The organism is Streptococcus sp. CF7_Ac1-8, from assembly GCF_024295435.1.
Classification (GTDB): domain Bacteria; phylum Bacillota; class Bacilli; order Lactobacillales; family Streptococcaceae; genus Streptococcus; species Streptococcus mitis_AP.
Map to the genome: position 1 here is coordinate 35,247 of NZ_JANCPI010000008.1, position 12,117 is coordinate 47,363.

General features: G+C 38.3%; 14 protein-coding genes. 11 read left to right on the forward strand and 3 right to left on the reverse strand.

What is annotated here, in order from left to right:
- The first annotated feature begins 10 nt into the window (after positions 1 to 10).
- The 9 genes from pgsA (at position 11) to tsf (ending at position 7,827) form a co-directional block, all read left to right on the forward strand.
- Entirely contained in the window at positions 11 to 556 is a 546-nt protein-coding gene (pgsA, locus tag NMM26_RS05310; RefSeq protein ID WP_000712122.1) for a CDP-diacylglycerol--glycerol-3-phosphate 3-phosphatidyltransferase, read from the forward strand.
- A complete protein-coding gene (locus tag NMM26_RS05315; protein ID WP_000843637.1) occupies positions 553 to 1,380 on the forward strand; it encodes an energy-coupling factor ABC transporter ATP-binding protein in 828 nt (275 codons plus the stop codon). The genes pgsA and NMM26_RS05315 overlap by 4 nt, the downstream gene beginning before the upstream one ends.
- Positions 1,365 to 2,204: an energy-coupling factor transporter ATPase gene (locus tag NMM26_RS05320; RefSeq protein ID WP_000510424.1), complete on the forward strand. Its 840-nt coding sequence runs from the start codon at positions 1,365 to 1,367 to the stop codon at positions 2,202 to 2,204. The genes NMM26_RS05315 and NMM26_RS05320 overlap by 16 nt, the downstream gene beginning before the upstream one ends.
- On the forward strand, positions 2,197 to 2,991 hold the full coding sequence (locus NMM26_RS05325) for an energy-coupling factor transporter transmembrane protein EcfT (RefSeq protein ID WP_000377888.1): 795 nt from the start codon (positions 2,197 to 2,199) through the stop codon (positions 2,989 to 2,991). The genes NMM26_RS05320 and NMM26_RS05325 overlap by 8 nt, the downstream gene beginning before the upstream one ends.
- A 58-nt stretch (positions 2,992 to 3,049) precedes the next feature.
- The gene (gene mreC, locus NMM26_RS05330; protein WP_001078995.1) at positions 3,050 to 3,868 is read left to right on the forward strand and encodes a rod shape-determining protein MreC; all 819 of its coding nucleotides are present in this window, start codon (positions 3,050 to 3,052) and stop codon (positions 3,866 to 3,868) included.
- Entirely contained in the window at positions 3,868 to 4,362 is a 495-nt protein-coding gene (gene mreD, locus NMM26_RS05335) for a rod shape-determining protein MreD (RefSeq protein WP_001249457.1), read from the forward strand. The genes mreC and mreD overlap by 1 nt, the downstream gene beginning before the upstream one ends.
- A gap of 93 nt (positions 4,363 to 4,455) precedes the next feature.
- Positions 4,456 to 5,703, forward strand: coding sequence for a peptidoglycan hydrolase PcsB (gene pcsB, locus NMM26_RS05340; RefSeq protein ID WP_000727023.1), 1,248 nt, complete (start codon positions 4,456 to 4,458; stop codon positions 5,701 to 5,703).
- A gap of 225 nt (positions 5,704 to 5,928) precedes the next feature.
- Complete coding sequence (gene rpsB / locus NMM26_RS05345) at positions 5,929 to 6,708, forward strand: 30S ribosomal protein S2 (protein WP_000268459.1); 780 nt, start codon at positions 5,929 to 5,931, stop codon at positions 6,706 to 6,708.
- Between the two features lie 78 nt (positions 6,709 to 6,786).
- Entirely contained in the window at positions 6,787 to 7,827 is a 1,041-nt protein-coding gene (gene tsf / locus NMM26_RS05350) for a translation elongation factor Ts (protein WP_000808071.1), read from the forward strand.
- 121 nt (positions 7,828 to 7,948) lie between these two features.
- On the opposite strand, the gene cysK is transcribed toward tsf, so the two are convergent.
- From cysK to NMM26_RS05365, 3 genes are all read right to left on the reverse strand, one after another.
- On the reverse strand, positions 7,949 to 8,875 hold the full coding sequence (gene cysK / locus NMM26_RS05355; RefSeq protein WP_000029886.1) for a cysteine synthase A: 927 nt from the start codon (positions 8,873 to 8,875) through the stop codon (positions 7,949 to 7,951).
- 96 nt (positions 8,876 to 8,971) lie between these two features.
- Positions 8,972 to 9,415, reverse strand: a complete 444-nt coding sequence (locus NMM26_RS05360) for a PH domain-containing protein (protein WP_000863907.1) — start codon at positions 9,413 to 9,415, stop codon at positions 8,972 to 8,974.
- 15 nt (positions 9,416 to 9,430) lie between these two features.
- Positions 9,431 to 10,066, reverse strand: coding sequence for a YigZ family protein (locus NMM26_RS05365; protein WP_000395756.1), 636 nt, complete (start codon positions 10,064 to 10,066; stop codon positions 9,431 to 9,433).
- A gap of 56 nt (positions 10,067 to 10,122) precedes the next feature.
- Here NMM26_RS05365 and NMM26_RS05370 point away from each other — a divergent pair, with 56 nt between their 5' ends.
- Both NMM26_RS05370 and NMM26_RS05375 read left to right on the forward strand, forming a co-directional pair.
- Positions 10,123 to 11,421, forward strand: coding sequence for a DEAD/DEAH box helicase (locus NMM26_RS05370; RefSeq protein WP_000867719.1), 1,299 nt, complete (start codon positions 10,123 to 10,125; stop codon positions 11,419 to 11,421).
- Complete coding sequence (locus NMM26_RS05375) at positions 11,418 to 12,080, forward strand: ComF family protein (protein WP_254753936.1); 663 nt, start codon at positions 11,418 to 11,420, stop codon at positions 12,078 to 12,080. Before NMM26_RS05370 ends, NMM26_RS05375 begins: the two co-directional genes overlap by 4 nt.
- The last annotated feature ends 37 nt before the right edge of the window (positions 12,081 to 12,117 follow it).

Here is a 12,117-nt window from a genome sequence, read left to right on the forward strand (position 1 = left end):
GGAAAAACGAATGAAAAAAGAACAAATTCCAAATATCTTAACAATAGGTCGAATTCTCTTTATACCTATTTTTATCTTTATTTTAACAGTAGGAAATTCGATAGAGAGTCATATGGTAGCAGCTATTATCTTTGCTATTGCCAGTATTACAGACTATTTAGATGGATATTTAGCTCGTAAATGGAATGTGGTTAGTAATTTTGGTAAATTTGCAGATCCTATGGCGGATAAGCTACTAGTTATGTCGGCTTTTATTATGCTGATTGAGTTAGGAATGGCTCCAGCTTGGATTGTTGCAGTGATTATCTGTCGTGAGTTGGCTGTGACAGGTTTAAGACTTTTATTAGTTGAAACTGGTGGAACAGTTTTAGCAGCAGCAATGCCTGGAAAAATTAAAACTTTTAGTCAGATGTTTGCCATTATTTTCTTGCTATTACATTGGACTTTGCTTGGTCAAGTTCTACTTTATGTAGCCTTGTTTTTCACTATCTACTCTGGCTATGATTATTTCAAGGGTAGTGCCTATGTATTTAAAGGGACATTTGGTTCGAAATGAAATCAGTAATTGATGTAAAAAATCTTTCTTTTCGCTATAAGGAAAGTCAGGAATATTACGATGTGAAGGATATTACGTTTCACGTGAAACGTGGAGAATGGCTTTCGATTGTAGGGCATAATGGTAGTGGTAAATCAACGACGGTTCGCTTAATTGATGGTTTACTGGAAGCAGAATCTGGAGAGATTGTAATTGATGGTCAACGATTGACTGAGGAAAATGTTTGGAATATACGTCGTCAAATCGGTATGGTTTTTCAAAATCCAGACAATCAATTTGTTGGAGCGACTGTTGAAGATGATGTTGCCTTTGGTTTGGAAAATCAGGGACTTTCTCGTCAAGAAATGAAAAAGAGAGTGGAAGAAGCTCTGGATTTGGTTGGCATGTTGGACTTTAAAAAGAGAGAGCCAGCGCGTCTATCAGGTGGCCAAAAGCAACGTGTGGCTATTGCAGGTGTTGTAGCCCTAAGACCAGCTATTTTAATCTTAGATGAGGCAACGAGTATGTTGGATCCTGAGGGGCGTAGAGAACTGATTGAGACAGTAAAAGGAATTCGAAAAGACTATGATATGACGGTCATTTCCATTACACATGATTTGGAAGAAGTCGCCATGAGTGATCGTGTATTGGTCATGAAAAAAGGGGAAATTGAATCAACTAGTAGCCCAAGAGAACTTTTCTCTCGAAATGATTTAGATCAAATTGGATTAGACGATCCTTTTTCCAATCAATTAAAACATTCTTTGAGCCAGAATGGCTATGATTTGCCTGAAAATTATTTGACAGAAAGTGAGCTAGAGGATAAACTATGGGAATTGCTCTAGAAAATGTGAGTTTTACGTATCAAGAAGGGACTCCCTTAGCTTCAACAGCTTTGTCGGATGTTTCCTTGACGATTGAAGATGGTTCTTATACGGCTTTAATTGGGCACACAGGTAGCGGCAAATCGACTATATTACAACTTTTAAATGGTTTATTGGTGCCAAGTCAAGGAAGTGTACGAGTTTTTGATACCTTAATCACCTCGACTTCTAAAAACAAAGATATTCGTCAAATTAGAAAACAGGTTGGCTTGGTATTTCAGTTTGCTGAAAATCAGATTTTTGAAGAAACGGTTTTGAAGGATGTTGCTTTTGGACCGCAAAATTTTGGAGTTTCTGAAGAAGATGCGGAGCAGATTGCGCGTGAGAAACTGGCTCTGGTTGGAATTGATGAATCACTTTTTGATCGTAGTCCGTTTGAGCTATCAGGTGGACAAATGAGACGTGTCGCCATTGCAGGCATACTTGCCATGGAACCAGCTATATTAGTCTTAGATGAACCCACAGCAGGCCTAGATCCCCTGGGAAGAAAAGAGCTGATGAATTTGTTCAAAAAACTCCACCAGTCAGGGATGACCATTGTCTTGGTAACGCATTTGATGGATGATGTTGCTGAATATGCGAACCAGGTATATGTGATGGAAAAGGGACGTTTAGTTAAGTTTGGTAAACCTAGTGATGTCTTTCAAGATGTTGTTTTTATGGAAGAAGTTCAGTTGGGAGTACCTAAAATTACAGCTTTTTGTAAACGATTGGCTGATAGAGGCGTGTCATTTAAACGATTACCGATTAAGATAGAGGAGTTCAAGGAGTCGCTAAATGGATAGTATGATTTTGGGGCGTTATATCCCAGGGGATTCGATAGTTCACCGATTGGATCCACGCAGCAAATTACTGGCTATGATGCTACTGATTTTGATCGTTTTTTGGGCTAATAATCCCTTGACGAATCTGATTCTTTTTATAGCGACAGGGATCTTTATTGCCTTGTCAGGAGTATCTCTTTCATTTTTTATTCAGGGCTTGAAGTCTATGTTTTTCTTGATTGCCTTCACAACTATTTTTCAACTGTTTTTCATTTCTAATGGGAATGTTTTATTTGAGTTTTCGTTTGTGAGAATCACGGATTATGCTTTGCAACAAGCTGGAATTATCTTTTGTCGCTTTGTATTGATTATTTTCTTTTCTACTTTGTTAACCTTAACGACCATGCCCTTAAGTTTGGCATCAGCTGTCGAAGCTCTATTAGCACTTTTAAAGAGTATGAAAGTTCCAGTTCATGAAATTGGATTGATGCTGTCTATGAGTTTGCGTTTTGTCCCAACCTTGATGGATGATACGACGCGGATTATGAATGCACAGAAAGCGCGTGGAGTGGATTTTGGAGAAGGAAGTATTGTTCAAAAGGTGAAGGCTATGATTCCCATTTTGATTCCTCTTTTTGCGACAAGTTTAAAACGTGCGGATTCCTTGGCTATCGCAATGGAAGCGCGTGGTTATCAGGGTGGAAAAGGCAGAAGTCAATATCGACAATTGAAATGGACTCGAAAGGATACGCTGACCATTCTTGTTATTATCATACTTGGTTGTTGCTTATTTTTCTTAAAATCTTAGTAGCTTTCAGGAATTGATAAAAAGTTACTGTAACAGTTTTTGATATAAAGGTAGGGATATGAACCGTTTTAAAAAATCAAAATATGTCATTATTGTTTTTGTCACTGTTCTGCTTGTGTCAGCTCTCTTAGCGACGACTTATTCAAGTACAATTGTGACAAGATTAGGAGATGGAATCTCAGTGGTTGATAGGGTTGTGCAAAAACCTTTTCAGTGGTTTGATTCTGTCAAATCAGATTTGGCTCATTTGACACGCACTTATAATGAAAATGAAAGTTTGAAGAAACAGATTTACCAATTAGAAGTTAAATCAAATGAGGCGGAAAGTTTAAAGATGGAAAATGAACAACTGCGCCAATTGCTTGATATGAAGTCCAAATTGCAAGCTACAAAGACTTTGGCAGCAGATGTTATTATGCGATCTCCGGTATCTTGGAAGCAGGAGTTGACCTTAGATGCAGGCAAATCAAAAGGGGCTTCTGAGAATATGTTAGCAATTGCAAATGGTGGCTTGATTGGGAGTGTCTCAAAAGTAGAGGAGAACTCTACCATGGTCAACCTTCTGACAAATACGGAAAATGCTGATAAGATTTCTGTTAAAATTCAACATGGTTCTACTACAATTTATGGAATTATTGTTGGCTATGACAAGGAAAATGAAGTTCTAAAAATTAGTCAATTAAATAGTAGTAGCGATATTAGTGCAGGAGATAAGGTGACCACTGGTGGATTAGGAAACTTTAACGTTGCTGATATTCCTGTTGGTGAAGTGGTTGCCACAACGCATAGTACGGACTATTTGACACGAGAAGTAACTGTTAAATTGAGTGCAGATACTCATAATGTGAATGTGATAGAATTAGTGGGGAATTCATAATGAGACAGTTGAAGCGGGTTGGAGTATTTTTATTGCTTCCTTTCTTTGTTCTAATTGATGCCCATATTAGTCAGCTTCTGGGCTCGTTTTTTCCCCACGTGCAGTTGGCTAGTCATTTTCTATTTTTGTTTCTCTTATTTGAGACGATTGAAGTATCAGAGTACTTCTACTTAGCTTATTGTTTTGTAGTGGGTTTGGTCTATGACATCTACTTTTTCCACTTGATAGGGATTGCGACTTTGTTATTCGTCTTATTGGGGGCATTTCTCCATAAATTTAATAGCGTTATTTTATTGAATCGTTGGACGAGAATGTTGGCAATTATTGTCATGACTTTTCTATTTGAGATGGGAGCTTATATACTTGCAATAGTGGTAGGTTTAACTGTGGATAGTATGTCTTTATTTATAGTCTATAGTTTAGTACCATCAATGATTTTGAACCTTATGTGGATGATTATCTTTCAGTTTATTTTTGAAAAATTTTATCTATAAGAAAGAAATAAAAATGTAACAAAGGCGTAATATTCATTAGGCCTTTTTTTGGTATACTAGTAATGTCTTTAAAAGAAGGAGTATCTACGTAATATGAAGAAAAAAATCTTAGCGTCACTTTTATTAAGTACAGTAATGGTTTCTCAAGTAGCTGTTTTAACAACTGCGCATGCAGAAACTACTGATGACAAAATTGCTGCTCAAGATAATAAAATTAGTAACTTAACAGCACAACAACAAGAAGCACAAAAACAAGTTGATCAAGTTCAGGAGCAAGTATCTGCTATTCAAACAGAGCAATCAAACTTGCAATCTGAAAATGATAGACTACAAGCAGAATCTAAAAAGCTTGAGGGTGAAATTACAGAACTTTCTAAGAATATTGTATCTCGCAATGATTCATTACAAAAACAAGCTCGTAGTGCTCAAACAAATGGAGCTGCAACAAATTACATCAATACAATTGTAAACTCAAAATCAATTACAGAAGCTATTTCACGTGTTGCTGCAATGAGTGAAATCGTATCTGCAAACAACAAGATGTTGGAACAACAAAAAGCAGATAAAAAAGCTATTTCTGAAAAACAAGTAGCAAACAATGATGCAATTAATACAGTTATTGCAAATCAGCAAAAACTAGCTGATGATGCTCAATCATTAACTACAAAACAAGCTGAGTTGAAAGCTGCAGAATTGAATCTTGCTGCTGAAAAGGCTACTGCAGAGGATGAAAAAGCAAGTTTACTTGAGAAAAAAGCTGCAGCAGAAGCAGAAGCTAAAGCTGCAGCAGAAGCAGAAGCAGCTTATAAAGCTAAACAAGCAAGTCAACAACAAACAGTAGTTGCTTCTGGAAATACAACTTTTACAGCACAAGTTCAAGCACTATCTACTATTTCTTCATCAAGTTCATCTGAGTCAAGTTCGTCTGAATCATCTTCAAGCAGTGCTTCAACAGAATCAACAAGCTACACTCCTGCTCCAGTGACACATCGTCCAACATATAGTACAAATGCTTCAAGTTATCCAACTGGTGAGTGTACATGGGGAGCTAAAACATTGGCGCCTTGGGCTGGAGATTACTGGGGTAATGGAGCACAGTGGGCTACAAGTGCAGCTGCAGCAGGATTCCGTACAGGATCTACACCTCAAGTTGGTGCCATTGCATGTTGGAATGATGGTGGATATGGACACGTAGCCGTGGTTACAGCTGTTTCATCATCAACAAGTATCCAAGTATCTGAATCAAACTATGGTGGAAACCGTACAATCGGAAATAAACGTGGATGGTTCAATCCTACTACGACTTCAGAAGGTTTTGTAACATATATCTATCCAAACTAATGAATAAAACGAAGAGGCTCGATTTGAGTCTCTTTTATGATTCATATAGTTACCTTACTTTAAAAATCTGCTAAAATCACTTGAAAATATTGAAAAAGTATGGTAAAATGAAACTTGTCGTGTGAACGATAATACTCATTCTTGATGAATTGTGAAACAGTTGCCTTTGGGTCGTTTTGCGAGTTGAAGTCAAGAAGAGGAAAAAAACAAAAAGGAGAAATACTCATGGCAGTAATTTCAATGAAACAACTTCTTGAGGCTGGTGTACACTTTGGTCACCAAACTCGTCGCTGGAACCCTAAGATGGCTAAGTACATCTTCACTGAGCGTAACGGAATCCACGTTATCGACTTGCAACAAACTGTAAAATACGCTGACCAAGCTTACGATTTCATGCGTGATGCAGCAGCTAACGATGCAGTTGTATTGTTTGTTGGTACTAAGAAACAAGCAGCTGATGCAGTTGCTGAAGAAGCAGTACGTTCAGGTCAATACTTCATCAACCACCGTTGGTTGGGTGGAACTCTTACAAACTGGGGAACAATCCAAAAACGTATCGCTCGTTTGAAAGAAATCAAACGTATGGAAGAAGATGGAACTTTCGAAGTTCTTCCTAAGAAAGAAGTTGCACTTCTTAACAAACAACGTGCACGTCTTGAAAAATTCTTGGGTGGTATCGAAGATATGCCTCGTATCCCAGATGTGATGTACGTAGTTGACCCACATAAAGAGCAAATCGCTGTTAAAGAAGCTAAAAAATTGGGAATCCCAGTTGTAGCGATGGTTGACACAAATACTGATCCAGATGATATCGATGTAATCATCCCAGCTAACGATGATGCTATCCGCGCTGTTAAATTGATCACAGCTAAATTGGCTGACGCTATCATCGAAGGACGTCAAGGTGAAGATGCAGCAGCAGTTGAAGCAGAATTTGCAGCTTCAGAAGCTCAAGCAGATTCAATCGAAGAAATCGTTGAAGTTGTAGAAGGCGACAACGCTTAATTCATATAAATAGTAATTACCTAGGAGGGCGGGGCTTAGCCCGGCTCTCCTATTTTTAAAAAATATAGGAGAATCAAAATGGCAGAAATTACAGCTAAACTTGTAAAAGAGTTGCGTGAAAAATCTGGTGCCGGAGTTATGGACGCTAAAAAAGCGCTTGTAGAAACAGACGGTGACATCGAAAAAGCGATTGAATTGCTTCGTGAAAAAGGTATGGCTAAGGCAGCTAAGAAGGCTGACCGTGTTGCTGCAGAAGGTTTGACTGGTGTTTATGTTAACGGTAATGTTGCAGCAGTTATTGAAGTAAATGCTGAAACTGACTTCGTTGCGAAAAACGCTCAATTCGTTGAATTGGTAAATACTACAGCTAAAGTTATTGCCGAAGGAAAACCTGCTAACAATGAGGAAGCTCTTGCTTTGACAATGCCTTCAGGTGAAACTCTTGAAGCTGCATACGTATCTGCAACAGCAACTATCGGAGAAAAAATCTCATTCCGTCGCTTTGCATTGATTGAAAAAACAGATGCACAACACTTTGGAGCTTACCAACACAACGGTGGACGTATCGGTGTTATTTCAGTTGTTGAAGGTGGAGACGAAGCTCTTGCTAAACAATTGTCAATGCACATTGCAGCGATGAAACCAACAGTTCTTTCTTACAAAGAATTGGATGAGCAATTCGTTAAAGATGAGTTGGCACAATTGAACCACGTTATCGACCAAGATAACGAAAGCCGTGCAATGGTTAACAAACCAGCTCTTCCACACTTGAAGTATGGATCAAAATCTCAATTGACTGATGAAGTGATTGCTCAAGCTGAAGCTGACATCAAAGCTGAGTTGGCTGCAGAAGGCAAACCAGAAAAAATCTGGGACAAAATTATCCCAGGTAAAATGGATCGCTTCATGCTTGACAACACTAAAGTTGACCAAGCTTACACACTTCTTGCACAAGTATACATCATGGATGACAGCAAGACAGTTGAAGCATACCTTGAATCAGTTAACGCTTCAGTAGTTGAGTTCGCTCGCTTTGAAGTTGGTGAAGGTATCGAGAAAGCTGCAAACGACTTTGAAGCTGAAGTTGCAGCTACAATGGCAGCAGCCTTGAATAACTAATAATAAAAAGGAAGCCAAATTGCTTCCTTTTTTCTATGCAGTCGATCTTTATAGGGAGATGTTCCTATTTTTAAGGTATAAATAAAAAGCCCTATAATAAGGGCTAAGTGTATTTAGGAGACTACACTTCAAATTCATAGAGTGCTGTAGAGAGATAACGTTCACCGTTATCTGGTGCTAGAGCAAGAACTTTTTTACCTGTACCTAATTTCTTGGCAACCTCGATGGCTCCGTAGATAGCTGCAGCTGAAGAAATACCAACAAGGAATCCTTCTTTTCCACCAATCTCACGGCCGAGTGCTAGTGCATCGTCTGATGTTACACGAACAATACCATCATAGGCATTTGTATCAAGTGTATCAGGAATAAATCCAGCTGAGATACCTTGAATTTTGTGAGGGCCAGGTTTTTCACCAGATAGAATAGCAGATTCATCTGCCTCTACTGCATAAACTTGAATACCTGAATTTGCTGTTTTGAGTGCATGAGAAACACCAGAAATTGTTCCACCGGTACCAACTCCAGCAACAAAGGCATCTAATCCATCTTTACCGAAAGCAGCTAGTATCTCAGCTCCTGTTGTTCTTTCGTGTACTTCTGGATTAGCTGGGTTGTCAAATTGAAGAGGAAGGAAACCATCACGTTCAGCAGCGATTTCTTGGGCCTTAGCAATAGCACCTTTCATTCCTTCGCTACCAGGAGTTAGGACGAGTTCAGCACCATAAGCTTGGATAATTTTACGTCGTTCTACACTCATCGTTTCAGGCATAACGATGACAACTTTGTACCCTTTAGCAGCACCTACCCATGAAAGCCCAATACCAGTGTTTCCACTTGTTGCTTCAACAATAGTAGAACCTGGCTTCAGAATACCGTCTTGTTCAGCTTTTTCAATCATGCTAAGAGCAATACGGTCTTTTACAGAAGAACCAGGGTTAAATGCTTCAAGTTTTACATAGACATCTGCAGCACCTTCTGGCACAATATTGTTGAGTTTAACAATCGGAGTTTGACCGATTAATTCAGTAATGTTGTTATAAATAGACATATGAATACCTCTTTGTATAAGATATTTCTAGTATAACGCTATCTATACCATTTGTAAAATATAGAAATCCTATCGAAGCGATAGGATTTTTTTATATCATAGGTCTAAGCCATTAATTTTTAAGCGATTGTGATAGGCTAATTCTAGTAAATATGTATAAAGTGGAACGATATCTGTTTTCTTAGGGAATTCAAATTTGTGAACACTAAAATGTTCATTATGTGCTTTTAGAAAGATATTTTCTAAATAAGTAATAGTAATTTCACTATCATCTATACCTGCTCCTGCAGTTTCCATTTCAACATTAACAATATTCATCAAAAAAATTGATTTAACGGACATCTTACGACCAGTAGCGCCTTGTTTATCTGTAAAGATAATACGGATATTTGTAAATATAATTGAGTCACGAATCAGTTTATATCCACTTTGAATTTCTTCATTTTCTAGTAGATATTGTCCATATTCTTTGATAAGAGTTTCTTTGTTTTGCTCACTAAAGTTACCAGCGAGTCCTTGAATGAATTTTCCAAATGCCATCTTTTTCTCCTTTATTTACACTAAGTTTACAGGAACTTCAACTTCACGTAAACCTTGATCAGTTAAAGTAACTTTTCCATTAAAAAACTCCACCAGTGCAGCTTTAATATTATCTTTTTCTTCTTTATCAACATAAATCATCGTATCGACTTGATCTGTAAAGTTTGTATCCAGTTCCATGAGATTATGTTCCTTAAGGAAGTTACTGTACTCTTGGTACTGAGCGTAAGACATTTGAATAGCAATGCCCACCTGTTCCTTTATTTCAATGACGCCAATTTCTTTGACAGCTAGGGCAACACTGCCTGCGTAAGCACGAATCAATCCTCCAGCGCCTAGTTTAATACCACCAAAGTAGCGTGTCACTACCACACAGACATTGGTGAGGTTGTGATTTTCTAGTACCCCTAGCATGGGAACGCCAGCAGTACCACTGGGCTCACCATCATCACTTGTCCGTTTGATTTCACTACGTTCTCCAATAATAAAGGCAGAGCAGTTATGCGTCGCTTTGTAGTGTTCTTTTTTGATGGTGGTAATGAAGTCACGAGCCTCTTCTTCGCTATAAACACGCTTGGCATGACAGATAAAGCGGGATTTTTTGATTTCTTCTTGGACTTGACCGTCCTCTTTAATTGTTCTAAATTCCATGATTTAATTGTACTAAAAAATCATCTAAAGCGCTAGGTTTTTACGAATAAAGAAGTATGAAAGTAAATCCAAATTATCTCGGTCGGTTGTTTACTGAGAATGAATTAACAGAAGAGGAACGTCAGTTGGCGGAGAAATTTCCAGCAATGAGAAAGGAGAAGGGGAAACTTTTCTGTCAACGTTGTAATAGTATTATTCCAGAGGAATGGTATTTGCCCATCGGTGCTTATTATTGTCGAGAGTGCTTGCTGATTAAGCGAGTCAGGAGTGATCAAGCTTTATACTATTTTCCACAGGAGGATTTTCCGAAGCAAGATGTTCTTAAATGGCGTGGTCAATTAACTCCTTTTCAAGAGAAGGTGTCAGAGGGACTGATTCGAGCGGTAGACAAGCAGGAGCCAACCTTGGTACATGCGGTGACAGGAGCTGGAAAGACAGAAATGATTTACCAAGTTGTAGCCAAAGTGATTGATGAAGGTGGTGCAGTTTGTTTGGCCAGTCCCAGAATCGATGTGTGTTTGGAGCTGTATAAGCGACTGCAAGATGATTTTGCTTGCGAGATAGCTTTACTACACGGAGAATCAGAACCATATTTTCGAACACCACTAGTTGTTGCAACGACTCATCAGTTATTGAAGTTTTATCAAGCTTTTGATTTGCTGATAGTGGATGAAGTAGATGCCTTTCCTTATGTTGACAATCCCACGCTTTACCATGCTGTCAATAATTGTGTAAAGGAGAATGGCTTGAGAATCTTTTTAACAGCGACTTCGACCGATGAGTTAGATAGGAAGGTCCGTTTAGGAGAACTAAAAAGGTTGAGCTTACCAAGACGATTTCATGGAAATCCGTTGATCATTCCTAAACCTGTTTGGTTGTCGGATTTTAATCACTATTTGGATAAGAGGCGTTTGTCACCAAAGTTAAAGTCTTATATTGAGAAGCAGAGAAAGACAGCTTATCCGTTACTCATTTTTGCATCAGAAATTAAGAAAGGGGAACAGTTAAAAGAAATCCTACAAGAGCAATTTCCAAATGAAAAAATTGGCTTTGTATCTTCTATCACAGAAAATCGATTAGAGCAGGTACAAGCTTTTCGAGATGGAGAACTGACAATACTGATCAGTACGACGATATTGGAGCGTGGAGTTACCTTCCCTTGTGTGGACGTTTTCGTCGTAGAGGCCAATCATCGTCTGTTTACCAAGTCTAGTTTGATTCAGATTGGTGGACGAGTTGGGCGAAGCATGGATAGACCGACAGGAGATTTGCTTTTCTTTCATGATGGGTTAAATGCTTCAATCAAGAAGGCAATTAAGGAAATTCAGCAGATGAATACGGAGGCGGGTCTATGAAGTGCTTGTTATGTGGGCAGACTATGAAGGCTGTTTTAACTTTTAGTAGCCTCTTGCTGTTGAGGAATGATGACTCCTATCTTTGTTCAGACTGTGATTCTACTTTTGAGAGAATTGGAGAAGAGTATTGTCCAAGCTGTATGAAAATAGGTTTGTCAACAAAGTGTCAAGATTGTCAATTTTGGTGTAAAGAAGGAGTTGAGGTCAGTCATAGAGCGATTTTTACTTACAATCAAGCTATGAAGGATTTTTTTAGTCGGTATAAGTTTGATGGGGACTTTCTTTTAAGAAAAGTGGTCGCTTCATTTTTAAGTGAGGAGTTGAAAAAGTACAAAGAGTACCAATTTGTCGTCATTCCCCTAAGTCCCGAAAGATTGCTTGAGAGGGGATTTAACCAGGTTGAAGGTTTAGTTGAAGCAGCAGGGTTCTCTTTTCAAGACTTACTAGAGAAGAGAGAAGAGCGGGCCAGTTCTTCTAAAAATCGTTCAGAACGCTTGGCAACAGAACTTCCTTTCTTTATTAAAAGTGGAATCACTATTCCTAAAAAAATCCTACTTATAGATGATATCTATACTACTGGAACAACTATAAATCGTGTGAAGAAACTGCTGGAAGAATCAGGTGCTGAGGATGTAAAAACATTTTCCCTTGTAAGATGAGGAAAAAATTTGCAAAACTAAAATGAAAGCGTTATAA

Coding starts and splice junctions, on each gene's coding strand:
- NMM26_RS05360 (WP_000863907.1), bottom strand. CDS start 9,415: ATGGCATTTGGAAAATTCATTCAAGGACTCGCTGGTAACTTTAGTGAG.
- NMM26_RS05370 (WP_000867719.1), top strand. CDS start 10,123: ATGAAAGTAAATCCAAATTATCTCGGTCGGTTGTTTACTGAGAATGAA.
- rpsB (WP_000268459.1), top strand. CDS start 5,929: ATGGCAGTAATTTCAATGAAACAACTTCTTGAGGCTGGTGTACACTTT.
- pgsA (WP_000712122.1), top strand. CDS start 11: ATGAAAAAAGAACAAATTCCAAATATCTTAACAATAGGTCGAATTCTC.
- tsf (WP_000808071.1), top strand. CDS start 6,787: ATGGCAGAAATTACAGCTAAACTTGTAAAAGAGTTGCGTGAAAAATCT.
- NMM26_RS05325 (WP_000377888.1), top strand. CDS start 2,197: ATGGATAGTATGATTTTGGGGCGTTATATCCCAGGGGATTCGATAGTT.
- mreC (WP_001078995.1), top strand. CDS start 3,050: ATGAACCGTTTTAAAAAATCAAAATATGTCATTATTGTTTTTGTCACT.
- mreD (WP_001249457.1), top strand. CDS start 3,868: ATGAGACAGTTGAAGCGGGTTGGAGTATTTTTATTGCTTCCTTTCTTT.
- NMM26_RS05375 (WP_254753936.1), top strand. CDS start 11,418: ATGAAGTGCTTGTTATGTGGGCAGACTATGAAGGCTGTTTTAACTTTT.
- NMM26_RS05320 (WP_000510424.1), top strand. CDS start 1,365: ATGGGAATTGCTCTAGAAAATGTGAGTTTTACGTATCAAGAAGGGACT.
- NMM26_RS05365 (WP_000395756.1), bottom strand. CDS start 10,066: ATGGAATTTAGAACAATTAAAGAGGACGGTCAAGTCCAAGAAGAAATC.
- cysK (WP_000029886.1), bottom strand. CDS start 8,875: ATGTCTATTTATAACAACATTACTGAATTAATCGGTCAAACTCCGATT.
- pcsB (WP_000727023.1), top strand. CDS start 4,456: ATGAAGAAAAAAATCTTAGCGTCACTTTTATTAAGTACAGTAATGGTT.
- NMM26_RS05315 (WP_000843637.1), top strand. CDS start 553: ATGAAATCAGTAATTGATGTAAAAAATCTTTCTTTTCGCTATAAGGAA.